Annotated in this window: 25 protein-coding genes; 19 read left to right on the top strand and 6 right to left on the bottom strand. The window is 50.0% G+C overall.

Annotation, left to right across the window (positions count from 1 at the left end):
* Positions 1-71 precede the first annotated feature (71 nt).
* The 3 genes from E5358_RS00730 (at position 72) to E5358_RS00720 (ending at position 3,022) form a co-directional block, all read left to right on the top strand.
* Positions 72-968, top strand: a complete 897-nt coding sequence (locus tag E5358_RS00730; RefSeq protein ID WP_135938459.1) for a DUF6268 family outer membrane beta-barrel protein — start codon at positions 72-74, stop codon at positions 966-968.
* A gap of 327 nt (positions 969-1,295) precedes the next feature.
* Positions 1,296-2,054 carry a LytR/AlgR family response regulator transcription factor gene (locus E5358_RS00725; RefSeq protein ID WP_135938458.1) on the top strand — a complete coding sequence of 253 codons (759 nt, stop codon included), beginning with the start codon at positions 1,296-1,298 and terminating at the stop codon, positions 2,052-2,054.
* A gap of 11 nt (positions 2,055-2,065) precedes the next feature.
* The gene (locus E5358_RS00720) at positions 2,066-3,022 is read left to right on the top strand and encodes a sensor histidine kinase (protein ID WP_277821111.1); all 957 of its coding nucleotides are present in this window, start codon (positions 2,066-2,068) and stop codon (positions 3,020-3,022) included.
* 581 nt (positions 3,023-3,603) lie between these two features.
* On the opposite strand, the gene E5358_RS00715 is transcribed toward E5358_RS00720, so the two are convergent.
* The 3 genes from E5358_RS00715 to E5358_RS00705 form a co-directional block, all read right to left on the bottom strand.
* Positions 3,604-3,891, bottom strand: coding sequence for a PIN domain-containing protein (locus E5358_RS00715; protein ID WP_135938456.1), 288 nt, complete (start codon positions 3,889-3,891; stop codon positions 3,604-3,606).
* A gap of 1 nt (position 3,892) precedes the next feature.
* Positions 3,893-4,165, bottom strand: a complete 273-nt coding sequence (locus tag E5358_RS00710) for a hypothetical protein (RefSeq protein WP_135938455.1) — start codon at positions 4,163-4,165, stop codon at positions 3,893-3,895.
* A gap of 173 nt (positions 4,166-4,338) precedes the next feature.
* A complete protein-coding gene (locus E5358_RS00705) occupies positions 4,339-5,409 on the bottom strand; it encodes a M20 family metallo-hydrolase (RefSeq protein ID WP_135938454.1) in 1,071 nt (356 codons plus the stop codon).
* A 100-nt stretch (positions 5,410-5,509) separates the two neighbouring features.
* Between E5358_RS00705 and E5358_RS00700 the strand changes: the two genes are divergently transcribed.
* From E5358_RS00700 to E5358_RS00685, 5 genes are all read left to right on the top strand, one after another.
* Positions 5,510-7,318: an AMP-dependent synthetase/ligase gene (locus E5358_RS00700; RefSeq protein WP_135938453.1), complete on the top strand. Its 1,809-nt coding sequence runs from the start codon at positions 5,510-5,512 to the stop codon at positions 7,316-7,318.
* Positions 7,315-8,430 carry a peptide chain release factor 2 gene (gene prfB, locus E5358_RS00695; RefSeq protein ID WP_135938452.1) on the top strand — a complete coding sequence of 372 codons (1,116 nt, stop codon included), beginning with the start codon at positions 7,315-7,317 and terminating at the stop codon, positions 8,428-8,430. Before E5358_RS00700 ends, prfB begins: the two co-directional genes overlap by 4 nt.
* A 101-nt stretch (positions 8,431-8,531) precedes the next feature.
* The gene (locus E5358_RS14990; protein WP_168354549.1) at positions 8,532-8,684 is read left to right on the top strand and encodes a hypothetical protein; all 153 of its coding nucleotides are present in this window, start codon (positions 8,532-8,534) and stop codon (positions 8,682-8,684) included.
* Complete coding sequence (locus tag E5358_RS00690; protein ID WP_135938451.1) at positions 8,684-9,187, top strand: CYTH domain-containing protein; 504 nt, start codon at positions 8,684-8,686, stop codon at positions 9,185-9,187. Before E5358_RS14990 ends, E5358_RS00690 begins: the two co-directional genes overlap by 1 nt.
* A gap of 141 nt (positions 9,188-9,328) precedes the next feature.
* The gene (locus E5358_RS00685) at positions 9,329-10,549 is read left to right on the top strand and encodes an aminotransferase class V-fold PLP-dependent enzyme (protein WP_135938450.1); all 1,221 of its coding nucleotides are present in this window, start codon (positions 9,329-9,331) and stop codon (positions 10,547-10,549) included.
* 43 nt (positions 10,550-10,592) lie between these two features.
* Here the strand turns inward: E5358_RS00685 and E5358_RS00680 are convergent, their stop codons facing one another.
* The gene (locus E5358_RS00680; protein ID WP_135938449.1) at positions 10,593-10,877 is read right to left on the bottom strand and encodes a hypothetical protein; all 285 of its coding nucleotides are present in this window, start codon (positions 10,875-10,877) and stop codon (positions 10,593-10,595) included.
* A gap of 153 nt (positions 10,878-11,030) precedes the next feature.
* Here E5358_RS00680 and E5358_RS00675 point away from each other — a divergent pair, with 153 nt between their 5' ends.
* The 11 genes from E5358_RS00675 to E5358_RS00625 all read left to right on the top strand — a co-directional run bounded on the left by E5358_RS00675 (position 11,031) and on the right by E5358_RS00625 (position 22,996).
* On the top strand, positions 11,031-11,669 hold the full coding sequence (locus E5358_RS00675; protein WP_135938448.1) for a ribonuclease HII: 639 nt from the start codon (positions 11,031-11,033) through the stop codon (positions 11,667-11,669).
* A 313-nt stretch (positions 11,670-11,982) separates the two neighbouring features.
* Complete coding sequence (locus E5358_RS15210; protein ID WP_277821110.1) at positions 11,983-12,480, top strand: hypothetical protein; 498 nt, start codon at positions 11,983-11,985, stop codon at positions 12,478-12,480.
* A gap of 413 nt (positions 12,481-12,893) precedes the next feature.
* A complete protein-coding gene (locus E5358_RS00665; protein ID WP_135938446.1) occupies positions 12,894-13,814 on the top strand; it encodes a helix-turn-helix transcriptional regulator in 921 nt (306 codons plus the stop codon).
* A complete protein-coding gene (locus E5358_RS00660; RefSeq protein ID WP_135938445.1) occupies positions 13,811-14,686 on the top strand; it encodes a helix-turn-helix domain-containing protein in 876 nt (291 codons plus the stop codon). The genes E5358_RS00665 and E5358_RS00660 overlap by 4 nt, the downstream gene beginning before the upstream one ends.
* A 405-nt stretch (positions 14,687-15,091) precedes the next feature.
* On the top strand, positions 15,092-15,733 hold the full coding sequence (gene recO, locus E5358_RS00655; RefSeq protein WP_168354548.1) for a DNA repair protein RecO: 642 nt from the start codon (positions 15,092-15,094) through the stop codon (positions 15,731-15,733).
* Between the two features lie 527 nt (positions 15,734-16,260).
* A complete protein-coding gene (locus E5358_RS00650) occupies positions 16,261-17,067 on the top strand; it encodes a flavodoxin (protein ID WP_135938443.1) in 807 nt (268 codons plus the stop codon).
* 301 nt (positions 17,068-17,368) lie between these two features.
* Positions 17,369-17,836 carry a ribosome assembly cofactor RimP gene (rimP, locus tag E5358_RS00645; protein WP_135938442.1) on the top strand — a complete coding sequence of 156 codons (468 nt, stop codon included), beginning with the start codon at positions 17,369-17,371 and terminating at the stop codon, positions 17,834-17,836.
* Positions 17,837-17,934: 98 nt separating this feature from the next.
* Positions 17,935-19,200 carry a transcription termination factor NusA gene (gene nusA / locus E5358_RS00640; protein WP_135938441.1) on the top strand — a complete coding sequence of 422 codons (1,266 nt, stop codon included), beginning with the start codon at positions 17,935-17,937 and terminating at the stop codon, positions 19,198-19,200.
* A gap of 15 nt (positions 19,201-19,215) precedes the next feature.
* Positions 19,216-22,050 (top strand): translation initiation factor IF-2, encoded by a 2,835-nt coding sequence (infB, locus tag E5358_RS00635; RefSeq protein ID WP_135938440.1) that lies wholly within the window; start codon positions 19,216-19,218, stop codon positions 22,048-22,050.
* 249 nt (positions 22,051-22,299) lie between these two features.
* Complete coding sequence (locus E5358_RS00630; protein WP_135938439.1) at positions 22,300-22,593, top strand: nucleotidyltransferase family protein; 294 nt, start codon at positions 22,300-22,302, stop codon at positions 22,591-22,593.
* Positions 22,577-22,996 (top strand): HepT-like ribonuclease domain-containing protein, encoded by a 420-nt coding sequence (locus tag E5358_RS00625; protein WP_135938438.1) that lies wholly within the window; start codon positions 22,577-22,579, stop codon positions 22,994-22,996. Before E5358_RS00630 ends, E5358_RS00625 begins: the two co-directional genes overlap by 17 nt.
* Before the next feature lies 1 nt (position 22,997).
* Here the strand turns inward: E5358_RS00625 and E5358_RS00620 are convergent, their stop codons facing one another.
* Together E5358_RS00620 and E5358_RS00615 are read right to left on the bottom strand one after the other, a co-directional pair.
* The gene (locus E5358_RS00620) at positions 22,998-23,879 is read right to left on the bottom strand and encodes an ADP-ribosylglycohydrolase family protein (protein WP_135938437.1); all 882 of its coding nucleotides are present in this window, start codon (positions 23,877-23,879) and stop codon (positions 22,998-23,000) included.
* Positions 23,880-23,900: 21 nt separating this feature from the next.
* Positions 23,901-24,593: an NUDIX hydrolase gene (locus E5358_RS00615; RefSeq protein WP_135938436.1), complete on the bottom strand. Its 693-nt coding sequence runs from the start codon at positions 24,591-24,593 to the stop codon at positions 23,901-23,903.
* Between the last annotated feature and the right edge of the window lie 492 nt (positions 24,594-25,085).

Genomic DNA, 25,085 nt, shown 5'->3' with positions numbered 1-25,085 from the left:
AACAACCGTCTGTCGGAAAAATCTTTGCGATGCCGGACTTTATCCTTAATTTTGTCCCACAAAAAAAGGATATGAGAAAAATCACTATGGCAATCCTGCTCCTCCGGGCGGTGGCAGGCATGGCGCAAGGCTACATCACTTACGAAAACCTCTCTTCAAGTGCGCTGCGCAACGAGCTTGGCGACCGTTTCGGGTCGGGCGGCATGTATATGGTATCGGCAGGCTATACCATCCCTTTGTCCTCAAAGGAGAACGAGCGAGGGCAGAGGACGGCATGGATGGCAAGCATTTCCGGCAAATATGCCGAGATGGACAACCACGGTGAAGCCCGCGAGCTGAACCCCACAAGCATCATAAACAGCGGCATCAGTCTGACGCACATCCGCCCAATCTCGGAGAAATGGAGCATCATGGCCAATGCTGGCTGCGGCATCTACGCCCCTGCCGACGAGATTTCGGCGAAAAGCATATTGGGCAGTGGCGGAGTTATCTTTGTCTACAGCCTGAACAAGAACCTCAGTCTCGGTATCGGAGGAGGAATAACAAACTCCTACGGTGCACCGATGGCAATGCCGATATTCTACCTTAACTGGCAGCGAAACGGCAAGTTCACGTTCCGGGTAGACATGGCAAACAGCATAAAAATGGCGATTTCAACGCATTTTTCTGATAGATTCGCCCTGGAACTCGTGCCGATGGAGGTGGACGGTCTTTCTGCCGTGATGTCCGTGGAAGGCCGGGAACAGGTCTACTCCATGACGATGTTGCGCAGCTACCTTTCCCCTTCGTTCCGTTTCGGCAAGCGCATGACCCTCTTCGCCACGGTCGGCGGCAACTGGCTTCGTGGCATAAAGACTACGGAACGCAGTCTGAAAGGCTTCTTCAACAGTTTCACTGACGACGATGAAGACAATCCGCATTTCCGGCCGGCGTTGCGCCTTTCGGCAGGGATGAGGTTCCGTTTGTAATGGAACGGCAGGTTTTCATGATTGCAACCCGACAAGAAATGACATCGCATCCCGTTATGCGACATCCATATTGATAGACCATAAAATAGAGGAATGGGCTAAATGAAATCGCGCATCTCGTTATGCGATATCCATACAGATAGACCTCAGAAGGTGTGGCTCCGCCACATCTTCTGAGGTGTGCTTGTCCGCACCGGTTTGTATGGGGGATGTTCATGAACATAGCTCCGCCACACTTGCTGGGGCATATTTTTGTCATAGCGACCGTACTGAGATTATTCCTGAAAATGGTTTTTTATAAGAGAAAATACACATATATATAATATCATGGTGAAATATCTTATCATAGAGGACGAGCCATTTGCCTACAAAGAACTTAAGAGAATGGTCGACGAACTGCGTCCTGACTATCTGTTGACGGGGTGGGCACAGAGTGTCGCGCAGAGCGTCGAACTGCTGAAATCGCAGGATTTCGACTTCATCCTTGCGGACATTTCGCTGGCTGACGGCTTGTGTTTCGAGATTTTCGAGCAGACAAAAGCGGACATTCCGGTGATTTTCACCACCGCCTACGATGAGTATGCGATAAAGGCATTCAAGGTCAATGGCGTGGACTATCTGCTGAAACCTTTTGAAAAAGAGGATCTTGCCCTTGCCCTCGAACGCTTGGAACGTCGCTCCACGGTGACGAGCGCGTCGGAGAAGGTGGCACTGCTGAATGGCGATTATTCCTCTTCGATGCCGAAAAACCGCTTCCTTGTCCGTACGGGTGATGCCTACACCCATGTCCCAGCGTCGGACATAGCCTTCTTTTACAGCGAGGACAAGTACACGTTCCTCCACCTTTTCACGGGCAAACGCCACATCGTTGACTACTCCCTTGACAGGCTTGAAGAGCTTCTCGACGGCGAAATGTTCTTCCGCACCTCACGCAACAGCATCGTCAACATCCGCGCTGTCGTCCGCTGCACACGCCAGTTTGGTGGCAGACTGAAGCTGTATTGCCAACCGGAAGCCGATGCCTGCGGATTCGTCAGCCGCAGCAGGGCAAAGAGTTTCCTGGATTGGATTGACGGAATAATATGAATTTCAAGAATATGAAGCAGTACAGATACATCCTTTTGTTCATTATCGTGGTTTCAGTCTCCTTTGTTCCGTTTATCGGCATCTACTGCATTATAACCGGAAGGGAAGATTACCTGTTGAAGAATATTGTCATAAACCTGCTGGTATGCCTTATGATAGGCAGTTTCGACTATCTTTTCATAAGGCTGATGTCCGGTGTTTCCTCCCTCGGCAATTCCTTGCGGCTGACGGCAGACATCGTTGTCACGACGGTGGCGTGCGTCTTCATAGTATGTTTTCTTAACTTCATCTTCTCCGATTTCGGTGTCCGCGAGCTTGTGAAGTCCGCCCTTCCCGCCGTTCCGTGGAACTGGGTTGTCACGCTCCTGATAGAGCTTTTCTTCTACAACAACCGCCAGCAGGAGATTGAGAAGGAGAAAGCAAACTACCAGCTTGCGGCTCTCAGGAACCAAATCAACCCGCATTTCCTCTTCAACAGCCTTAATGTGCTTGCCTCCTTGGCGTACATCGATGCGGAGAAGACCAACATTTTCGCCAAACGGCTGTCGGCAGTCTACCGCTACCTCCTTTCCAACGGCGAGCGGACGACGGTGAGCATCGACGAGGAACTGGAGTTCGCGCATAAGTATATCTATCTTGAACAAGTCCGTTTCGGCGATTCTCTGAAGGTGGAGATGACCGACGGGCGAGTGGAAAAGGGCGGTCGGATTATCCCGGCAAGCGTGCAGATGCTTGTGGAGAATGCCATAAAGCACAATGTCTGCACTTCGGAGTCGCCTTTGGTGATAAACATCGTTGTCACGGACGACAAAGTCACCGTCACGAACAATCTCCGTCTGCGCCGCAAAGTGGCAGCCTCCGGAGTGGGGCTGAAGAACATCAGGCGGCAGTATGCCCTGCACAATCAGGCGATTTCTGTCGAATTCACCGACAAAACCTTCACTGTCACCCTCCCTGTGATGGTGTGAAATGCGGTAGAAAAGTGAGGGGGTGTGTGACAAAAATGGAGGAAAAGTGTGTGCAAAATAAACCTCAGAAGGTGTGGTGGAGTTGTTTTTCAGCAACAATCCCTACACAAACAGTATAACCACATATACCTCAGAAAGTGTGGCTCCGCCACAGCCCTCAGAAAGGTATAGGTGTAGATGTTGTATAATGTGCTGTCATACAGTTACTTCTTGTATGTAAATAGGTGTTGGCTATATCCTTGATACCTAAATAGTTAGGAAATGTAAGACAAAAGGTTGTCTTTCATGGTGCGAAAGATAACCTTTTGCATGGTCAACCGTTACCTTTTACATGGTGGAAGGTAACCTTTTGTTTTGCCTGTGATTATGGCTGCTTTCCGAGAAGCTCAAGATAGGTGTCGAGAGCGTTGCGGAGTTCCGAGACTTTTCTATGCTCATTGGCGGATTGTGGTGTGCGAACCAGGTTATCAAATCAAAGTTCCCAATTCTCCAGCCTTATATTGGGAATCCGTGAAAAATGCTTGGTATTGGCGGTCACCATGACCATTTGCTCTTGAATGGCAGTAGCCCCTATGAGCAAATCAAAGTCTTCTATGCGTGTCCTTTTTGAGTTCAAGGTAGGCTCTGGTCTTTGCGTAAGTCGACAACTGGTTGCTGACGGGTACGACTTTGAATATTTTCATTACAAAGGAGACATCATTGAAATGCTTTTGTTTGCCGCTTTTCTCTGCGCCAACAAGCAGTTCGGCAATGGTTATGTCCGAGACATAACAGTTTTTGTAGCCTACTTTGGCGACCTGTTCCCGTACTTGTCTGTTGCCTTTTATCATTGCAATGCAGATGCAAGTGTCAATCAAATACTTATCCATATCACCAAGGCTCTATTTCCCTGCTGCTCTTAGGGTGGTTATAGCGTATCTCGTTTGCGATTTCCTGTGCAGAGGCATCACCGCCAAAGTCTGAGCTGAATTTTGCAAAAACCTCATTCAGGTCGATGCTTTCTTTCTGCACCTCGTCTGCTTTGCTGTTAGGTCGCAGTGTTGCGAGTATTTTGTTTACCAGGTCAAACTTCTGGGTTGGTGTAAGCAGCGAATTGATTATCCGTGCATACATATCTACCTGATTTAATGATATATTGTTCATGGGCGTTGGTTTTGGTGGCTGTTGAAAAGGCAATGCAGACCAGATGCAGCAAGAGTTTCCTCTTGTTGCTGAGGTGCAGCTTGCCTTATGCAAAGATACAAACTTTTATCGGAATCCACAAATATTTTGGCTGTTTTCTTAACCGTAACCTTTTGTTTTGCTGGTAATTATGGTTACTGTTTGAGAAGCTCAAGATAGGTGTCGAGAGCGTTGCGGAGTTCCGAGATTTTTATATACTCATCGGCGGAGTGGGAGCGTGCGGACTCGCCCGGTCCGAGCTTGAACGACTGCCACGGCATAAGAGCCTGGTCGGAGAGGGTCGGCGAACCGAAAGGCTTCATGCCCATGGCGATGCACCGCTTTATCAGCGGATGGTCGGTGGAGATGTGCGAAGAGCGCAGGTGAAAAGAGCGCGCTTTTATCTCGGAGCGCACATTTTTGCCGATTTCATCGAAGATTTCTTCGTTTGTATAGTGCTCATTCGAGCGCACATCGATGACCATGCGGCACTCGTCCGGCACCACATTGTGCTGCGTTCCGGCATTGATGACGGTGAGCGACATGCGTGTCGGACCGAGGAATTCCGACACTTTTTCAAACCTGTGGCTGCGAATCCACTGTATGTCGTCCAATGCCTCGTAGATGGCGTTAACGCCTTCGTTGCGTGCGGCATGTCCCGATTTCCCGCGAGCCGTCATGTCGATGACCATCAACCCTTTCTCCGCGACAGCCGGCTGCATGCCCGTCGGTTCGCCGACTATGGCGACATCCACCCTTATCCCTCCGAGCACGGACGGCAGTTCGGGGATTACGCGCCGTATGCCGTTGATGCCCGAGACCTCCTCCTCGCACGATGCGAGGTAGACAATGTTGTACGTCCGTTCGCTTTCCGCCATTATGCGGTAGACCTGCAGCAGTGTGACAAGCCCCCCTCCGCAGTCGTTGCTGCCTATGCCGTAGAGCCTGTCCCCAATGATTTCAGGCGAATAAGGGTCACGAGCCCAGCTTGCCACGGGGCGTACGGTGTCGATGTGTGCGTTGAGCATTATCGTCTCGCGGTCGGGACAGTAGTCCGGGCATACGAGCAAGAGGTTGTTTCCGGAGCGTATGGGTGACAGGTTGCGCGCTGTCATCCACTGCTCCATGATGTCCGCGGCGGCGGTTTCCTCGCGGCTTGTGCGCGGAGTGGCTATGAGCCGGCATAGAAGCTCCACGGCTTCGGTGATGGTTTTTTCCTTGTCCATTATTCGTGTTTTGGTGCAAAGTTAGTAAAAAGTTTCCTTTTTTATTCTTCATTTTCGGAAAAAGATTGTAACTTTGTAGCAACTTAAATTATAATAAGGTATGCAGACTAACAGTCACCTCTCTGTTCTTGTCCGTGACCAGGCAGAGATTTACGGCAACAGGACAGCCCTTGAGTACAAGGAGTTTGGCGGTAAGCAATGGAAGAATGTGTCGTGGAACACCTTCTCGGAGCAGGTCAGGCGTGTCTCTCTCGCGCTGCTCTCCCTTGGTGTCGGTGTGCAGGAGAAGGTGGCTATATTCTCGCAGAACACGCTGCAGTATATCTACACTGACTTCGGAGCGTGGGGAATCCGTGCCTGCACGGTGCCTTTCTATGCCACGACGAGTGAGGAGGCAGTCCGGTTCATGGTCAATGATGCGCAGATAAGGTTCATTTTCTGTGGCGAGCAGGAGCAGTACGACCGCGCCCGGAGGGTGCAGCACGTATGCCCTACGGTGGAAAAGCTCATTGTTTTTGACCGTGGAGTGAGGTTTTCGACCCATGATCCGTCATCGGTTTACTTCGATGAATTCGTCAAATTTGGCGATAACGGTGAGTTTTTGGCGGAGTATGAGGAGCGTCTGGCAGCGGCAAATTGGGACGACCTTGCCTGCATCCTTTACACTTCCGGCACGACAGGCAACCCTAAGGGAGTCATGCTCACACACGGGCAGTTCCGTGCGGCGTTTGCCGACAACCACAAGGGATTGGATTTGAAGCCAGAGGACAGGATATTGAATTTTCTGCCTTTCGCTCATATCTTTGAGAAAGGCTGGGCATTGCTGGCTCTGACGGAGGGATGCACACTGATTGTCAACACCAATCCGCATGATGTTCAGGACGCCATGCGCGAGACTCATCCCACCTGCATGTCCTCTGTGCCACGCTTCTGGGAGAAGGTCTATACGGGTGTGATAGCAGAGATTGAGGCTGCGAATCCCATGAGACAGCGTCTGTTCCTCCATGCGTTGGAGATTGGCAGGCGGCACAACATCGATTACCTCAGCAAAGGCAAGCGTCCGCCTGTCACTCTGCAAATAGAATATATGGTTATGGACAGGACGGTGTTCTCCATGGTAAGGAAACGCCTCGGCATAGAGCATCCTCATTTCTTCCCGACGGCAGGTTCTTTTGTGTCGCCTAAAGTGGAAGAATTCATCCATTCCATCGGTATTTTCATGATGGTAGGATATGGTCTGACGGAATCCCTTGCCACTGTGAGCAACGACCATTTGAACAAGCCTTATACCATAGGAAGCATAGGCAGGCCGATAGAGAGCCTTGACATAAAGTTTTCCGAGGAAGGGGAGATTCTTCTGAAAGGTCCGACAATCACGAAAGGCTACTACAACCGCCCTGACCTTAACGAGGCGGCGTTCACGGAGGACGGATATTTCAAGACGGGTGATGTGGGCTACATGAAGGACGGTGAGCTTTACATCACGGAGCGCATAAAGGATTTGTACAAGACCTCCAACGGCAAGTACATCGCCCCACAGCTTGTAGAGTCGAAAATCCTTGTCGACAAGTATGTGGAGCAGGTGGCTGTGATTGCCGACAAGCGCAAGTTTGTCTCTGCGTTGATAGTCCCGAACTACCAATTGCTGGAGAAATACGCCTATGACAACGGCATTGAGTTCGCCGACCGTGAGGCGTTGTGCGCCGACAAGCGCATCAATGCGATGTTTGCCGAGCGCATGGAGACGCTTCAGCAGTCACTTGCCGGATATGAGCAGATAAAGAAATTCACGCTTATGGCTCACCATTTCTCACTTGAAAAGGGTGAGATTACGAACACGCTGAAGATAAGGCGCAATGTATTGAACAAGAATTATTCAGAGATAATTAAAAAGATGTACGAAGAATGATAACACTCGACCAACTGAAAGACATACAGGACAGGGCTGACGCCTTGTATAAGTACCTTGACATCGACAGGAAGAAGATGGAATATGAGGAGGAAGACCTCCGCACTCAGGCACCGGACTTCTGGGAAGACCCTGTCCGTGCTCAGGAGCAGATGAAGCTTGTCAAGGGAATAAAGAAATGGATTGACGGCTATAATGAGGTGCGCACCGCTGCCGATGAGTTGCAGCTCTCCTTTGATTTCTACAAGGATGAGCTTGTGACGGAAGAGGAAGTGGATGCCGCATACGAACGTGCCGTGAAGGCTATCGACGACCTTGAGTTGCGCAACATGCTCCGTCAGGAGGAAGACCCTATGGACTGTGTGCTGAAAATCAACTCCGGCGCCGGCGGCACCGAGGCTCAGGACTGGGCTGAAATGCTTATGCGCATGTACCAGAGGTGGGCAGAGAAGGGCGGCTACAAAGTCACAATCTCCGACCTTCAGGAAGGGGATGAGGCAGGAATCAAGTCTGTCACTATGCAGATTGAGGGCGGCGAGTATGCCTATGGCTTCCTGAAATCGGAGAATGGCGTGCACCGTCTCGTGCGTGTCTCTCCTTATAACGCGCAGGGAAAGCGCATGACATCCTTCGCTTCCGTGTTCGTCTCGCCGCTTGTCGATGACACTATCGAGGTCTATGTCGACCCGTCGAAGGTCTCTTGGGACACGTTCCGTTCCTCGGGAGCCGGCGGTCAGAATGTCAACAAGGTGGAGACGGGCGTGCGATTGCGCTATATGTACACCGATCCGGATACCGGTGAGGAAGAGGAAATCCTCATCGCCAACACCGAATCGAGGAAGCAGCAGCAGAACCGCGAGAACGCCATGCGCCTCCTCAAGTCACAGCTCTACGACCGTGCCATGAAGAAACGCCTTGAGGCTCAGGCTGCCATAGAGGCGGGAAAACTGAAGATAGAGTGGGGAAGCCAGATACGTTCCTATGTGTTTGACGACCGCCGTGTGAAGGACCACCGCACAAACTATCAGACAACCGACGTGGATGCCGTGATGGACGGTAAGCTGGACGGTTTCATAAAGGCGTACCTCATGGAGTTCCCTGTGGTGGACTGATTGCGCAGGGATTACCGTTGAGGCTTGTCCTCATGCCGGTTTGCAAGCCGGAAGCAATGAATTGGAGCAATAAACCTTAATAAACTAAAATACAGAAAACTATGTCACGCAACAAAAACAAAAGAGAAGTCGGACGCGCCCGCAAGGCGGCACGCGACGAACAGCAGGGAAAGAACGTTGTCAATGCCATCTTCGGTGTGCTTGTAGCCCTTGCATTGGCGTTCCTTATCTATTTCGTCGTTGCCATAGGATAATGAGCGGACAGGAGATAGAACGTAAGTTTATGGTGAGGAAAGCCGGCGCGCCATGGCGCAGCCGGGCTTTCTCCGCCAGCCGGATACGGCAGGGCTACATGGCTGTCACCGGTGCTACGGTGCGCATAAGGGTGCGTGACGACAGGGCTTTCCTGACCATAAAAGGACCTTCTGCCGATGGCGGGATGTCCCGGTATGAGTTTGAGAAGGAGATAACCTTGGACGAGGCGCAGCATCTCCTTGACCTCTGCCGTGGGGGAATGATAGACAAGACGCGCTATCTCGTTAGGAGCGGTGCGCATACGTTTGAGGTTGACGAGTTTCATGGTGCAAATGACGGGCTTGTGTTCGCGGAGGTTGAGCTTGGGAGTGTTGACGAACCGTTTGAAAAACCTTCGTTCATCGGTCCCGAAGTGACCGACAACAGGCATTATTATAATGTATGCCTGCTTGCCAACCCCTATCCGCAATGGAAGGAAGAGGTGCCGGAAGAGTACCGCTGACGATACGTTATGGAACAAAAAATGCTCTTCTGTCCATGGTTAATGTGGACAAAAGAGCAGATGTATTGTGTCTGTCTTGCAGATTGTTTTCTGTTATTTGACGGATGAATATCTGTCGTTGAACAAAAAAGGTAAAAGGATATGTACGATATTTCAAAGGTAAGGGAGGAATTCCCGATACTTGGGCGTGAGGTTTACAACAAGCCCTTAGTGTATCTTGACAATGCGGCGACGACGCAGAAGCCGAGGGTTGTCATCGAGGCAATGACTGATGAGTACTACAATGTCAATGCCAATGTCCACCGTGGGGTGCACTATCTCTCGCAGCAGGCCACCGATTTGCATGAGCAGGCACGCGAGACAGTGCGCCGTTTCATCAATGCGCGCTCCGCCAGCGAGGTCATTTTCACGCGTGGAACGACAGAGAGCGCGAACCTTGTTGTCTCCTCTTTCTCCGACGCCTTTATGGAAGAGGGGGACGAGGTGATACTCTCCGTCATGGAACACCACTCGAACATCGTCCCCTGGCAACTGCAGGCGGCGAAGAAAGGCATAGCACTGAAGGTCATACCGATGCACGATGACGGCACGCTTGACATGGAGGCATACGAGAAACTGTTCTCCGACAGGACAAAGATTGTCAGCGTCACGCATGTCAGCAATGTGCTCGGAACAATCAATCCGGTGAAGGAAATCATACGCATCGCCCATGAACACGGTGTTCCGGTGATGATAGACGGCGCGCAGTCAACACCGCATTTCAAGGTGGACATGCAGGAACTCGACTGCGATTTCTTCACATTCTCGGGACATAAGATATACGGTCCGACGGGCATCGGTGTGCTTTACGGCAAAGAAGACTGGCTTGACCGCCTGCCACCGTACCAAGGCGGTGGTGAGATGATAGAGAGTGTGACATTCGAGAAGACAGTCTTCGAGCGGCTGCCCTTCAAGTTTGAGGCAGGCACTCCCGACTATGTCGCCACCCATGGGTTGGCAAAAGCCCTTGAATACGTCACATCCCTTGGCATGGACAACATCGCCAAGTACGAACAGGAGCTTACCCGTTACGCCATGGAGAGGATGAACGCCATAGAAGGCATGAAGATTTTCGGCGTTAAGGATGCAGCCATGAAGGATGCGGTCATCTCGTTCCAAGTTGGCGACATACATCATCTTGACATGGGAACGCTGCTTGACCGCCTCGGAATAGCCATCCGCACCGGTCACCACTGTGCCCAACCGCTTATGGAACGCCTGGGAGTCAACGGAACGGCGCGTGCATCCTTTGCACTGTACAACACTCGTGAGGAGGTCGACGCCCTTGTTACAGGCATAGAGAGAGTGGCGCGGATGTTCTGATTCCACGCTTTTCCGCTTGCCCGGCATGGCTTTCCCACCAAGATTATTCCGCCATTCGCTGCTTGCAGAGCAGCAATGAACCCGCAAAAAGAGCAATGCTTGCCGTGCGATAGACCATACCGAGGTCGGCAGGAAACACCATTGCGAAGAACGCAACCTGTGCCATGACCAGCGCTTTCGCCTGCTTTGCGGTGACGTTCTGCTCAAGAGTGGTGCTGTACCATGTGGCGATTGCAGCGAAAACCGTCTCGATTGAGTTTGCGAAATGCCGGATTTCGTTGCTTAAAGCAGTGGAGGCATTGCTCTGAAGTGTAATCTCGTTGTTCATATTCTGTGTGGTTTTAATTATGGATATGCTGTTAATAATCACGCTAATCATGATTTTCGGGTGCAAAAGTATAGCGGTTTTGTGAACGATAAGTTCACTCTTGAAAATTCTTAGTTAAATAACTCTAACATTTAAGCAAAATTAAATAAACCGATGCTCTTAAACCATTATTATGACGGTCTTGTCGAAGCTGGCTGCGATGAAGCAGGCCGCGGATGCCTTGCCGGTTCGGTTTATGCCGCCGCCGTCATCCTTCCGCCCGACTACCATAATGAGGACCTGAATGATTCCAAGCAACTTACGGAGAAAAGGCGTTACATGCTGCGCGAGCAGATAGAGCGTGATGCCGTGGCGTGGGCGGTGGGCATTGTCACGCCGGAGGAGATAGACCGCATCAATATCCTGCGCGCCTCGTTCCTTGCCATGCACCGCGCCATCGACGGTCTTGGCGTGCGACCCGAAGCACTGATAATCGACGGCAACCGTTTCACGCCCTATTGCCCTCTGCTCCCTGACGGCAGCCGTGCGGAAAAGCCGCTGCCATACACGCCTATAATAAAAGGTGACGGCAAATATCTCGCCATAGCGGCGGCAAGCATCCTTGCAAAGACATACCGCGACGACTACATGAACCGCCTTGCAGAGGAATATCCGCAATACGACTGGCTGTCAAACAAGGGCTACCCGACCAAGAAACACCGACAGGCAATCAAGGAATACGGCACGACACCTTACCACCGCCTCTCGTACAACCTGCTCGGCACGGGCGAGCTGAGCCTTGATTTCAAGTAGGTTTCTATCGTTAAATATAGAAAAATCAACCTCTGCTGCTTTATTGTATCTGCACCTGAGCAGATTTTTCCATATTTATTTTGCAGTTTCCCATAAATTAATTAATTTTGTATCAGAAAGGATGATTCATCATGAACTTTCGGATATAAGTGGTAGAGAGCTTAACAGAACTTACCCAATATTGGCTGAAAACCTAAAGTTTAATATAAAATATGTAGTTGTGGATTTCTAACATAAACCAACATGCATTGGTGCTGATAAATTCTATTATTTATAGTGTGACAGTTATAATCCCCCCCCCATTATAATTTTTATGAAAAACTGTATTTTTTTTGTTTTACTGTGCAGTGCCTTTCTGGTCATGTTATCATCATGCGAGGAAGAAGTTGAAACGGTAATTGATGATACAACTACTCATGAGACAATGGCTCTCCGAGAACAGTATTCTGATAAAATAACCGGTGGTTGGATATCAGTTATAGAAACTGAATCGTCATATTTGGAACAACACTATTCTTTTGGCGCAGACGGCAAAATGACAGGAAAAGTCTTTTTCAAGTCCCGAAAGAACATGGTTAATGGTGAAAGTGTATTTGCAGACTGGGAGATTCTTGCAGACGAGGATGTTGCCGGCACTTGGGACTTGCGTTATGTCTCATCATTACAGAAGAATGTTCTATACATGAATGTGGATTCAGAATACGCTTTTAATAATCCGATAGAATTTGTCAGTGTAGACAGCTCCGTCTTGGAGATTACATCACCGTTCTTCCTGAATGAGATAATTAAGATGCAGCGAGTCGCTGATTAGTGCGAAAGCTGTTTTGTGATGTTTTACAACAGGTTGCCTTTTACTCAGTGAAAGGCAGCCTGTTGTGTATTAGGACGCACTTCTTGTGCAGTGCCCACCATAGGATTCTTGTACAAAGGCATAGCTCTGTCTGCTAATATTTGCATTCCTGTAGCTCGCTGTTTTGCGGCGTACTGTTGCGAATGTTCTTGTCCACGGTACGGTGACCTTTAGCTGCATTTGGCGTAAGGAAATCATAAAAAATACAAAAGTATGCGGAAATACAGAAAAAATCAGTAACTTTGCCTTTCGGCAGGTTTGTCACGCTCCACTTTTGCCATACGGTGCCGGCATTGATCCGGCAGCATAGCCACTTACGGAAGGAGGTCACTGCCAGACAGCATCACTCATTACCAAAGAACAAAAAAGCAAATATGCGCCACGACAAACTTGGGCTTCAGTTAGAACTCCTTCTCATGCTCACCGAGAACAAGCAATGGACCGTTGAGCAGATGTGTGAGCGTCTGGACATCGGCAAACGCAACCTGTACTATTATCTGGAGTTCTTCAAGGGAGCCGAGTTCAACCTTGTGAAGCATGGGCGTTATTACAGCATCTCGCGGCAGTCGAAGTTCATCTCGCGCCTTTGCGACATCGTGAAGTTCACCGAGGATGAGGCGATAATGCTTAAACTCCTCCTTGACGGAGCCGATGACCGCAGTGCAGTGGTGCGCTCCGTGAAGCAGAAACTTGCACGGTTCTACGACTTTGACATCATCGAGAACGACCCCGTGCGCCGCAGGCATGCAGAGATGGCGAGCAGAATCTATGAAGCGATAAAGTACAGGAACGTCATCTTCATACGCGGTTACTCATCCTCCCATTCCCATTCTGTTACGGACAGAAAGGTGGAACCCTTCCTGCTGATGAACGGCGGAAGGGATTTGCGAGCCTATGAGCCGCAGTCTGGCATGAACAAGACATTCCGCATCGCACGAATGGCGGATGTTGAGATTCTGGATGAGGAGTGGACGTATGCCGACTGCCACCGTCAGATGTTCAGTGACTATTTTAATTTCGCCTCGGAGACGCTTACCCCTGTCCGCATAAGCATGGACAGGCTGGCGTACAATGTGCTTGTCGAGGAATATCCGCGTACGGAGAACGATGTAAGGGAAGAGGACGGCAGATGGATTCTTGCCACGGAGGTGTGCTCCATGCTCGGCATCGGAAGGTTTGTCCTCGGACTTTATGACCACATAGACATTATTGACAGCCCGGAGCTTGCCGACTATGTCAAGGATAAAATTGCCGGATACGGCGAAAAACATGAAAGACATAACCAAGAGAAATGAAGGAACTTACACTATTACCGGTGAACATAAAGCGCTTCATGCGTTATTGCGAACCGACTTGCCACATCGATGAAGACCTTGTGCTGACGGATTTCACAGAATTTCCCATTCCGGGCGAGGCACGCAAGATGCAGTGTGCACTTGCCGCAGTGTGCACGGGAGGAGAGGGAAGGTACACAGTGGATACGGTGGAGCATAAGGTGAAGCCCAATGATGTGATAATCGTTGCGGTGGGGCAGGTGCTTGGCGACATAAAGACAAGCAAGGACTTCCGGGGCAGTGCGCTGCTCATCTCCCACGACTATCTGTACTCCGTCATCCGTGAGGTGCGCGACGTCTCCAACCTTTTCGTCATGTCGCGCAAGCGCCCTGTGGTCACGTTGTCGTCGGAGACCATGGCAGCATTCCTGAATTATCTTGCCATTCTGAGGGAAAAGGTGGGCGACACGACGCACAAGTTCCGCCGCCAGATAGCTGGGACGGTGCTTGCCACAATGATTTATGACCTCAGCAACATCATCACCGACGAGCAGCCAACGACAAGCCTTAAGGCGCAGGAGACTTTCGAGACGTTCATACGTATGGTGGAGGGCAATTTCCGCCATGAGCGTCACATATCATGGTACAGCGGGCAACTGGGCATTTCGCCGAAGACTCTGCTTGAAGTGGTTAAGAGAGTGTCGTCGCGCACGCCGAGCGAGTGGCTTGACATTTACACTACGCTTGAAATAAGGCTTCTCCTCCGCCATACCGCGAAATCGATAGGGCAGATTGCCGAGGAGATGCACTTCAGCACACAGTCGGCTCTCGGTAAGTTCTTCAAGGAGCAGGTGGGCATGTCTCCGAAAGCCTACCGCCAGTTTGAGGGCTGAGGAATATCATGGTTTAATGGGGAAACTCTGTGCAGGGAACCGCGTCAGCGGTGACGAGAAAGGATCCCAAACAATTTGCTAATAAACACGACCGATTTATTGGTCGAATAAATATAAACAGTTGGTGCTGTTCGACCGATAAATCGGTCGTTTTGTGTGGCTTGACTTACATTCCGTGGGTACGACCCACGGCTACTTTCTTGTCACCGCTGACGCGGTTCCTTTGTATAGAGTTCTCACGCAGAATGCAAATGCAAAGTTAATTTATAGTCACCGCTGACGCGATTCCTTTGCAGAGTGCAGCTTTGCTTGTGCGAAAGACAAAGTGCTTTCCTGCAACTGCTAATGCGTCAGCATGAGCAGGTTGCTGCCTGCAAAACTTTAATCAGCAAAAATGCCAATACGATGCTTGTAAAGACAAATGCCATAGTGCTCCACACACTGAAGTATGGTGACCGCAAACTCATCGTTGATTTCTACACCGAGGAGCTTGGCAGGGTGACCTCAGTGGTGAAGATTCCGCAGACCCGGCGGTCACGGTTGCCGAAGCAGCTCTTCATGCCGCTGACACTGCTCGCCATGGAAATCGACTTCCGACCACGGCAGCAGATGCAGAAAATCACTGACGCACAGTTGCTTGCACCCTGGCAGTCGCTGTGCTTCGAACCGGCAAAGACCACCGTCGGCATATTCCTCGCCGAAGTCCTGACCTACGCCACGCGCACCGGACAGCCGGACCACAGCCTCTATGGCTTCGTGGCGACATCGCTGCAATGGCTTGACCTCGCAACGGAAGGGACGGCAAACTTCCACATAGCCTTCCTTGTCATGCTGACGAAATATCTCGGATGGGACATGCTCCACTCGGAAAACGCATGGAAATTCGGCGATGTCATCGGCATAACCTATGACACAATGGACTCCTGTCCGCTTTCCAGGCAGCAGCGGCAGATGTTCCTCGGCGAACTGATGCGCTACTACCGGCAGAACATCCCCTCGTTCCCGGAACCGAAATCCTTGCATATAATGCAGCAGATTTTTGACTGAAATGCTTTTCCGTTGAGCAGGTTTGATGTGGAAAGCGCACCATTACTTGTTTTGGGGACTGCAACCTGTAATTCTCTTTTGCCATTTTGCCGGCAAAAGGAAGCAATTGCTTGCAAAATGACAAGTGTTTGGTAAGTTTTTGGCAAACCAAAAACTTACCAAACGTTAAAATATCATTGGTAAAACGAAAGGTAACACTTTACCATGTGAAAGGTAACACTTTACCATGTGAAAGGTAACGCTTTGCACGGTAAAGTGTTACCTTTTGTTTTGTAAAGCGTTACCCTTCATAATGTCACTCGCCACCTTCCGGCTCCCCATGCCGGCAACCTTTTAGGCTGATTGACAGCAAAACTGGCAGAATCCGTAATCCGGGTACAACAAACCGTAATCGAGATACAGTACGAACGATTGTTTTGCCTTAACTTTGCAAACGGAAAGAAATCCGAAAAGCAATTCACTTGCCAACGACTTGTTTTTTCAGGACCAATGCAAAAGAAAATGTATTACAACAAACTCAATGTACAATGAAAAGACTTATTCTGTCCATGGCAGCCATGATCATTGTCGCTGCCATGCAAGCAAAGACCCTTGTGGCTTGCTACAGCTACACCAACAATGTGGAACGTATCGTGACAGCACTGAGGTCACAGACGGCAGTGGACGTGATAAAGATTGAGCCTGCCGAAAAGGGGCTTGACTACGCTGCGAATAATTATGCTCTCGGCACGCAACTGCTGAACGCCATACGCAGCAATCCTAACGATGCCTCGTCGTATCCGGCGACAGACCCCGTCAAGGTTAATATGAATGAGTACGATATGATTGTCATTGCCACTCCTCTGTGGTGGAGCCAAATGGCGGCACCGTTCCAGACATTCCTGTTCCATTACGGACCGCAGATGGCAGGGAAGAACATTGGGGTGATTGTGTCGAGTGCCAGCAGCGGCATCAGCGGAGTGGTGGCTGACGCAAAGCGGCTGATACCCGGAGGGAACTTCGTTGAGCCGAACCTTTGGATACGCTCCTCACAGACATCAGACGCTGCATCCATGATTTCATCGTGGCTTGAGGACATTCATTACAATGACCTCACAACAGGCATCTCGTCGATGACCACGGAGAATGGTTTCGGAATAACGGCGTCACACGGTTTCCTGAGTGCAAGCGGGGAGTTCGGCACGCTCTCCTTGTACAATCTTTCAGGTAACAAGGTGGTTGATGCCACGGAATGTCCGGTAAGCACCTCGGCACTTGTCCCCGGCATATATATTGCGGAGGCAAGCAATGGCAACAGGTCCGTAAAGCTGAAAATAAGCATCGGTGGACGTTAAAATGCCGTTTGGCAGACTTTATGGTTATACATTCTTTAACCACCTGTCATCTTTCCCTGCCTTATGTTTTACAGATAACAGCACTTTTTGTGTTAATAATATCTAAATATTCAAGGTGTGAAGGTTCCCGATTGCGGTTTTCTTAATTATAATGTGTACCTTTGCATGAGTTCAGTGGAATGAGGGACCTCAGCCGAGGTCTCTCATTCTTATTTTAGAGAAGGGAGGGACGCATACCACCCGGTAAGTATGATGTGCACTCAAAAGCATGTTTTTCAGGCACACCTTATAACACATATATATGATAAACAAAGAAACAGTAAGGACATTGGTCAACGAGTGGCTCAAGGAAAAGGAGTATTTTCTCGTTGATGTGGAAGTTACCCCGGACGACAGAATCGTGGTCGAGATTGACCACAAGGACGGAGTCTGGATTGAGGACTGTGCGCAGTTGAGCCGTTTCCTCGAAGAAAACCTCAACCGTGACGAGGAGGACTATGAGCTGGAAGTGGGCTCGGCAGGTCTCGGGCAGCCTTTCAAAGTCGTGCAGCAGTACATCAACTGCATCGGCGAGGAAGTGGAGGTGCTCCGCAAGGACGGCAAGAAGCATACGGGAATCCTTAAATCCGTCGATGAACCGAAGTTCGTTGTCACGGTGAAGGAGAAGAAACGCCTCGAAGGGCAGAAGCGTCCGCAAATGGTGGAGACAGACATTGAGTTCGACATGAACGAGGTCAAGCACACAAAGTATGTCCTGAAGTTCAAATAAACAACCATTAACCCACATCCGCCGTGTGGGTTAGTTTCTGCCACCATGCCACCCTCCGTGGCACATGAAAAGGAAGAAAAGAAAACAAAAACATAAAAATGGCAACAAAATCAACTATTCAACAGCCCTCAATGATTGAGACCTTGAAAGAGTTCAAGGAAACAAAGAACATTGACCGCACAACGCTCGTAAGCGTCCTCGAAGAGAGTTTCCGCAACGTAATAGCGAAAATCTTCGGCAGTGACGAGAATTTCGATGTCATTGTCAACCCTGACAAGGGCGACCTCGAGATTTACATGAAGCGCACTGTTGTGGAGAACGGAGCCGTACAGGACGAGAACAAGGAAATCGAACTGAAAGAGGCACAGAAGATTGACGCCGACTATGAGGTCGGCGAAGACGTGTCCGAATCTGTCGATTTCGCAAGTTTCGGACGACGCGCAATCCTCAACCTCCGCCAGACTCTTGCATCAAAGATTCTCGAACTGGAGCATGACGCTGTCTACAACCAATACAAGGACCGCATCGGAGAGCTTATCTCAGGCGAGGTTTACCAGACATGGAAGCGCGAGATCCTCATCATCGACGACCAGAACAATGAGCTTATCCTCCCTAAGGCAGAGCAGATTCCAAGCGACACCTTCCGCAAGGGTGAGACAGTGCGTGCGGTAATCCTTCGCGTTGACAATGAGAACAACAATCCGAAGATTATCCTTTCACGCACATCCCCTATGTTCCTCCAGCGTCTTCTGGAGCAGGAAGTGCCTGAAATCACAGACGGACTCATCAAAGTCCATAAGATTGCCCGCATCCCGGGTGAGCGTGCAAAGATTGCAGTGGAGACCTACGACGACCGTATCGACCCGGTTGGCGCATGTGTGGGTGTCAAAGGCGCACGTATCCATGGTATCGTGCGTGAGCTTAACAACGAGAACATCGATGTCATCAACTACTCCGCCAACACTAAAATCTTCATACAGCGCGCCCTCTCTCCGGCAAAAGTCAGCAGCATAACCCTTGACGAGGAGAACCGCAAGGCAGATGTGTTCCTCGCTCCAGAGGAAGTCAGCCTCGCCATCGGTCGCGGCGGACTCAACATCAAGCTCGCTTCTCTACTCACAGAATTCACCATCGATGTCTACCGCGACTCCGCTGACAATGAGGAGGGAGAAGAGGACATCTATCTCGAAGAGTTCAGCGATGAAATCGACGGATGGGTAATCGAAGCAATAAAGTCTATCGGCCTTGACACGGCAAAATCAGTTCTTAACGCACCACGTGAAATGCTAATTGAGAAGGCAGACCTCGAAGAAGAGACTGTCGACCACGTTCTCGAAGTACTCCGCGCTGAGTTCGAACAGTAAGAATAGGAGGTATCAATGAGCATAAGATTAAACAAAGCAATCAGAGAACTTAACATCGGAATCCAGACGGTGTCTGAATTCCTTGAAAAGAAATACGGCATAGACAGTGTCGACCCTAACCTCAAACTCACCGATGAGCAGTACTCTGCCCTGAAGACAGAGTTCAGCACCGATGCCGAAGTGCGCAGCAAGGCTGAGCAGATGATTCAGAAGAAGGACAAAAAGTCCGACAAGAAGGAGGCTGCCGCTGCCACCAAGGCTGAAAAGGCTGAGAAAAAGGAGGAGAAGCAGACATTCAACGTCCTTGGCAAGATTGACCTTGACCAGTTCAAGAAGCCTGCCAAGAGCAAGCCTGCTAAACCTGCCAAGGCTGAAAAGGTTGAGGCGAAACCTGCCAAGAAAGAGGAAAAACCTGCTCCACAGCCGGCAAAAGAGGAGCCAAAGCCTGTAAAGGAAGAGCCTGAGAAGGAAAAGGCAGAGCCACAAAAGCCACAGGAAACACCGAAACCGGAGGCTCCGAAACCTGCCGAGAAGCCTGCTCCGGCTCCTGAACCAAAGCCTGTCGAGGCTAAAGAACCGGCAAAGGAGGAGGGGATAACAGAGAACGGAGCCTTCCGTCTTGAACATAACAAGAAGCCTTCCTTCACCGTCCTTGGCAAGATTGACCTTTCCGCCATCAACCAAAGCACTCGTCCGAAGAAGAAATCCAAGGAGGAGAAGAAGAAGGAGCGTGAGGAAAAGGCCCAGCAGGCACGTGACCAGAAAAAGAAGCGTGCACGCATAGGCAAGGAGCGTGTCGACATCAACGATGTTGCCAACCAGCCTAAGAAGGGCAAGGGCGGCAATAACGGCGGTCAGAACGCTAACGCCAATGCCGGCGCTCAGGGCAACAACAAGAAGTCAAAGAAGAAGAACCGCCGCAGCAACCAGCCTCAGGAGGTCAACGAAGAGGATGTTGCACGCCAGGTAAAGGAGACTCTTGCACGCCTTACCAACAAGCAGACGCAGAACAAGAAGGGCGCAAAGTACCGTAAGGACAAGCGTGACGCAGCAGCAGAACAGCGCGATGCCGCCATGGCTGCTGAGGCTGCTGAGAGCAAGGTGCTCAAGCTGACAGAGTACGTTACTGTCTCCGAGCTTGCGACGATGATGGATGTCCCTGTGACAAAGCTGATTGGAACTCTCATGTCCATAGGTGTCATGGTGTCTATCAACCAGCGTCTTGACGCAGAAACCATCAATATGGTTGCCGAAGAGTTCGGATTCTCAACGGAATATGTCTCTGCCGAGGTGCAGAACGCTATCACCGAGGAGGCCGACGATGAGGTGGATCTTGTCGAGCGTGCGCCGATTGTCACCGTCATGGGACACGTCGACCACGGCAAGACATCACTCCTCGACTATGTCCGCAACACCAATGTCATCGCCGGAGAGGCAGGAGGCATCACGCAGCACATCGGTGCTTACAACGTGAAACTTGCTGACGGCAGACGAATAACCTTCCTCGATACACCGGGACATGAGGCGTTCACCGCCATGCGTGCCCGTGGTACACAGGTTACGGATATAGCAATCATCATCATTGCTGCCGATGACTCCGTCATGCCTACCACCAAGGAGGCTATCGCACATGCACAGGCTGCCAACGTGCCTATGGTGTTCGCTATCAACAAGATTGACAAGCCGGGCGCAAACCCTGACAAAATCCGTGAGGACCTCGCCCAGATGAACCTCCTCGTTGAGGACTGGGGCGGCAAGTACCAGTGTCAGGAAATCTCTGCAAAGAGCGGTCTTGGTGTCGACGAGCTTATGGAGAAGGTGCTCCTCGAAGCGGAAATGCTTGAACTGAAGGCCAACCCTAACCGCAAGGCAACGGGCTCAATCATCGAGGCTTCGCTTGACAAGGGACGCGGATTTGTGTCAACAGTACTTGTAAGCAACGGTACGCTGCATGTCGGCGACATAGTAATCGCTGGAACATACTACGGCCGTGTAAAGGCAATGTTCAACGAACGTAATCAGCGCGTGCAGCAGGCTGCTCCGTCAGAGCCGGTGATTATCCTCGGACTCAACGGTGCTCCGTCAGCCGGAGACTCATTCCACATCATGGAGACAGAGCAGGAAGCCCGCGAGATTGCCAACAAGCGACAGCAGTTGCAGCGTGAGCAGAGCCTGCGAACAACGAAGACCCTTTCCCTTGAGGAGATTGCCCACCGTATCGCATTAGGAGAGTTCCACATGCTCAACCTTATCGTCAAGGCGGACACACAGGGTTCTGTCGAGGCTCTTACCGACTCTTTCATCAAGCTTTCAACAGAGAAGGTGGAGGTGAAGGTCATCCAAGGTGCTGTCGGTGCTATCTCCGAGAACGATGTCATGCTGGCCTCAACAGCCGAGAACGGTATGATTGTCGGCTTCAACGTGCGTCCTTCCGTTGCTGCAAAGAAACTTGCAGAGAACGAAGGTGTGGAAATCAATACTTATTCTGTCATCTATGATGCCATCGACGACATCACTGCCGCCATGGAAGGCATGCTTGACAAAATCAAGAAAGAGGTTGCCACGGGTACTGTTGAGGTCCGCGAGGTGTTCAAAATCTCCAAGGTTGGCACCGTTGCCGGTGCCATCGTCACCGACGGCAAGGTGCATCGCTCCGACAAGGCGCGCCTTATCCGCGACGGCATAGTAATCTTTACCGGCAACATCAACGCCCTCAAGCGTTACAAGGATGACGCCAAGGAGGTTGCGACAGGCCTCGAGTGCGGTATCTCACTCGTCAACTGCAACGACATTCAGACAGGTGACATCATCGAGACCTTCACCGAAATCGAGGTCGAGCAGCACTTGTAATCCTACATTCTCCCACGGCTCACAATGCCAAGGGCGAAACATAACCACCAAGAAATGTCACGGCGCATTTGCGCGCCGTGACATTTTTTCGGTTGATAATGTGCAGAAATGCAGTTTTTTATAATAAAATTTGCCAAATTGAAAAGAAAGCATTATCTTTGCATAAAATAGGCTGCAGCTCAGCAATAAGAGCAAGCTCTTGCTGCTCTCGCCTTGCATTATCTTTGCGACAGAATAACATAAGAGTACATGAAGACACGAGAATACTACATAAGCATCTTGAAGAATTTCAAGTTACAGCATGTTGAGAAATTCGGACTTCGCAGCATCGGCATCTTCGGGTCTGTCTCCCGCAACGAGCATACGGAGGATAGTGACCTTGATGTCTTTGTGGATGTCAGCAAGCAAGATTATTTTCTAATGGACGAGATGCGTGAAGAATTGGAACGTCTTTGCGGTTGCAGGGTCGATTTGGTGCGCCTTCGTCCGACATTGCGTCCGCTTTTGCTAAAACGAATACAGGAAGATGGGATATACGCTTAGGCAGAAAGAAGAGCTGCTTGACAAACTCGAACAGATTTCGGAGTCGGTAACAGTCATTGCAGAACGGATAAAAGGCATTGACTCTTTGGATGAACTCATGGTTACGCCTTGGGGAATGACGACCTTGGATGCTTGCATCATGCGCCTGCAGGTGATAGGCGAGCTTGTGCGTGCCATAGACTGTAAGACAGAAGGGCTTTTGTTTGAGCAGTATCCGTCAATTCCTTGGAAGCGCATTGTTGGTATGAGAAACATTATTTCTCATGAGTATGCGAACATTGACTATCATTTGATTTGGGATGTGTTCACCACGCACCTACCCATTCTTGGCAAAGAAGTTGAGAAAATAAAGAAAGATTTAGGGCAATGTGATATTTCCGAAAATGCCGAGGAAAACATATAGATTATGTATTTTGTTTTCTGATTTTCAAAAAGAATTGCCGGAAGGTATGGAAGAGTGAGTGGCTCTTGTCATTGTTTGTGCTGTATTTCGCTTCAAACTCTGTGACAAGGTCTTGGAATTCGGTTGGCAGATAGCCCATAGCCTTCTCGCGGATGTCCTGCGGGATGCCGTAGTACGCCTCGGCTATTGAGCCTGTTATGCAGCCGATGGTGTCGCTGTCGCCGCCGATGCTTATGGCATTACGGATGCAGTCCTCAAAGTCTGTGCCGTCAAGGAATGCGCGTATGGCTTGTGGCACACTGCCCTGACAAGTTCCGCCATTGCCTGCGTCGTCCAGTCCGCCCCATGAATAACGGGGACGGATTTCATCGATGCTGAGTGAAAGGTCGTAATGGAACTCGCTCTCTATGGCTTTGCGTATTTCGTCTTTCGACGCTCCGTTTCTTGCCATGAAGATGCATAGTGCTGTTGCCTGTGCGCCTTTGATTCCTTCCGGATGATTGTGGGTGCATTCTGCCGACAGTTTGGCGTGATGCAGCACCTCTTCTTTTGTGTTGAACGCCCATCCCACGGGGCTTACACGCATTGCGCTGCCATTGCCACAGCTGTTGTATGGACGGTAATCTCCTGTTGTTTGTGAACGAGCAACCCATCTTATGAACATACCGCCATAGCCACCCATAGGGCAATGGTTCTTTGCAGCATAGTTGCTGTAAAGATGTGCGATGTCACCGCCATGCAGCAGCCAGTCAGCCGTGGCAAAGGTGAGAATGCTGTCGTCGGTATAGTTCGAGCCCTCCGGGAATAACGGGAACTCCTTTGTCTTGATGTTGCAGAACTCGTAGGTGCTGCCTACAATGTCGCCAATGATTGCTCCTAACATAAATGTGTGTTGATTTTAAGGTTAAAACTCTAATCTGAATCCCTTCTGCTTCAGTTCGTCATACTTCTCCTTGTTGAAACTGTAGAGATAAGCCTCACGCTTTGGTGTGGGCCATACGGTCTCTTCAAGTTGGGTAAGTATGTCGAAATGAAGCATTTTCTTTGCAAAGTTGCGGCGGTCGAAACGCACATCGAGGATAGCCTCGTAGAGCATCTGCAGCTGCTTCAAGGTGAATTTCTCAGGCATCAGTTCGAAGCCGATTGGCCGGAAATGGATGCGTTCACGCAGCTTTTGCAGAGCCATACGCAGCATTCTGTCGTGGTCGAATGCCAGTTGCGGAATCTCGTCAAGATTGAACCACCGTGCGTTGGCAGCATCATCGCCCCCGTGCACTTCCGACATTTTCACCAAAGCGAGGAACGCAACGGAGATGACCCGCTCACGAGGGTCACGCTGCGGGTCGGAGAAGCAATAGAACTGCTCTATCATGTTTGTCTCCAATCCGGTCTCCTCCTTCAGTTCGCGCCTTGCACCTTCCTCTACCGACTCATCCATTTTTACGAATCCACCGGGAAACGCCCATTTCCCTTTGTATGGTTCCAGTCCGCGTTCTATGAGCAGGACCTTCAGTTTCATGTCCTCGTAACCGAATATCACACAGTCGGTTGTGACAGACGGATGCGGATACTTGTAGCAGTAGTTTTTCTCTTCCATAACGTCTCTTGTGTATAAATTACGCTGCAAAGATACATACTTTACCTGACACTGCCAAATTTTCAGGGTACAATTTACGCAAGAGTACGAAATTTGTTCATGAAAAGACATAAAAGACAGATTCACATCTTATATTTTTATTGATAATGTGAGTTCTATAAAAAAATAATGGAAAGCAATTGAGCAGGCTTTTGCTGAATAGCTGGCACAGAGAAGATGTCAAACGATGAAAAAAAGATAATAGAGAATATGCCATACATCTCCGCTGAAAGCGGCATATTGGCCGCAGATTGACTTACAGTAGTTTATCTGCAAACCGGCGATTCATAGTATTTCGCACTTGTTAAAAATGGGAAATATTTTGACAAATGAAAATGTTGCTTTTTTGCGCCATATTGCCTTAGAAACAGAAAAAGTGCCGAAAAATGCAAATTCTCGGCACTTTTCCGGCTCGTTCAATACCTTCCGCATGTCAAAGCAGTACGTTTCATG

The sequence above is a fragment of the Palleniella muris genome (genome assembly GCF_004792655.1).
Taxonomy (GTDB): domain Bacteria; phylum Bacteroidota; class Bacteroidia; order Bacteroidales; family Bacteroidaceae; genus Prevotella; species Prevotella muris_A.
This window is presented reverse-complemented; position numbering and strand designations above follow the sequence as displayed.

What these genes read in the sequence shown, in the direction of transcription:
- E5358_RS00730 (WP_135938459.1), top strand. Translation starts at nt 72, where the DNA reads ATGAGAAAAATCACTATGGCAATCCTGCTCCTCCGGGCGGTGGCAGGC.
- E5358_RS00725 (WP_135938458.1), top strand. Translation starts at nt 1,296, where the DNA reads ATGGTGAAATATCTTATCATAGAGGACGAGCCATTTGCCTACAAAGAA.
- E5358_RS00720 (WP_277821111.1), top strand. Translation starts at nt 2,066, where the DNA reads ATGAAGCAGTACAGATACATCCTTTTGTTCATTATCGTGGTTTCAGTC.
- E5358_RS00715 (WP_135938456.1), bottom strand. Translation starts at nt 3,891, where the DNA reads ATGGATAAGTATTTGATTGACACTTGCATCTGCATTGCAATGATAAAA.
- E5358_RS00710 (WP_135938455.1), bottom strand. Translation starts at nt 4,165, where the DNA reads ATGAACAATATATCATTAAATCAGGTAGATATGTATGCACGGATAATC.
- E5358_RS00705 (WP_135938454.1), bottom strand. Translation starts at nt 5,409, where the DNA reads ATGGACAAGGAAAAAACCATCACCGAAGCCGTGGAGCTTCTATGCCGG.
- E5358_RS00700 (WP_135938453.1), top strand. Translation starts at nt 5,510, where the DNA reads ATGCAGACTAACAGTCACCTCTCTGTTCTTGTCCGTGACCAGGCAGAG.
- prfB (WP_135938452.1), top strand. Translation starts at nt 7,315, where the DNA reads ATGATAACACTCGACCAACTGAAAGACATACAGGACAGGGCTGACGCC.
- E5358_RS14990 (WP_168354549.1), top strand. Translation starts at nt 8,532, where the DNA reads ATGTCACGCAACAAAAACAAAAGAGAAGTCGGACGCGCCCGCAAGGCG.
- E5358_RS00690 (WP_135938451.1), top strand. Translation starts at nt 8,684, where the DNA reads ATGAGCGGACAGGAGATAGAACGTAAGTTTATGGTGAGGAAAGCCGGC.
- E5358_RS00685 (WP_135938450.1), top strand. Translation starts at nt 9,329, where the DNA reads ATGTACGATATTTCAAAGGTAAGGGAGGAATTCCCGATACTTGGGCGT.
- E5358_RS00680 (WP_135938449.1), bottom strand. Translation starts at nt 10,877, where the DNA reads ATGAACAACGAGATTACACTTCAGAGCAATGCCTCCACTGCTTTAAGC.
- E5358_RS00675 (WP_135938448.1), top strand. Translation starts at nt 11,031, where the DNA reads ATGCTCTTAAACCATTATTATGACGGTCTTGTCGAAGCTGGCTGCGAT.
- E5358_RS15210 (WP_277821110.1), top strand. Translation starts at nt 11,983, where the DNA reads ATGAAAAACTGTATTTTTTTTGTTTTACTGTGCAGTGCCTTTCTGGTC.
- E5358_RS00665 (WP_135938446.1), top strand. Translation starts at nt 12,894, where the DNA reads ATGCGCCACGACAAACTTGGGCTTCAGTTAGAACTCCTTCTCATGCTC.
- E5358_RS00660 (WP_135938445.1), top strand. Translation starts at nt 13,811, where the DNA reads ATGAAGGAACTTACACTATTACCGGTGAACATAAAGCGCTTCATGCGT.
- recO (WP_168354548.1), top strand. Translation starts at nt 15,092, where the DNA reads ATGCTTGTAAAGACAAATGCCATAGTGCTCCACACACTGAAGTATGGT.
- E5358_RS00650 (WP_135938443.1), top strand. Translation starts at nt 16,261, where the DNA reads ATGAAAAGACTTATTCTGTCCATGGCAGCCATGATCATTGTCGCTGCC.
- rimP (WP_135938442.1), top strand. Translation starts at nt 17,369, where the DNA reads ATGATAAACAAAGAAACAGTAAGGACATTGGTCAACGAGTGGCTCAAG.
- nusA (WP_135938441.1), top strand. Translation starts at nt 17,935, where the DNA reads ATGGCAACAAAATCAACTATTCAACAGCCCTCAATGATTGAGACCTTG.
- infB (WP_135938440.1), top strand. Translation starts at nt 19,216, where the DNA reads ATGAGCATAAGATTAAACAAAGCAATCAGAGAACTTAACATCGGAATC.
- E5358_RS00630 (WP_135938439.1), top strand. Translation starts at nt 22,300, where the DNA reads ATGAAGACACGAGAATACTACATAAGCATCTTGAAGAATTTCAAGTTA.
- E5358_RS00625 (WP_135938438.1), top strand. Translation starts at nt 22,577, where the DNA reads ATGGGATATACGCTTAGGCAGAAAGAAGAGCTGCTTGACAAACTCGAA.
- E5358_RS00620 (WP_135938437.1), bottom strand. Translation starts at nt 23,879, where the DNA reads ATGTTAGGAGCAATCATTGGCGACATTGTAGGCAGCACCTACGAGTTC.
- E5358_RS00615 (WP_135938436.1), bottom strand. Translation starts at nt 24,593, where the DNA reads ATGGAAGAGAAAAACTACTGCTACAAGTATCCGCATCCGTCTGTCACA.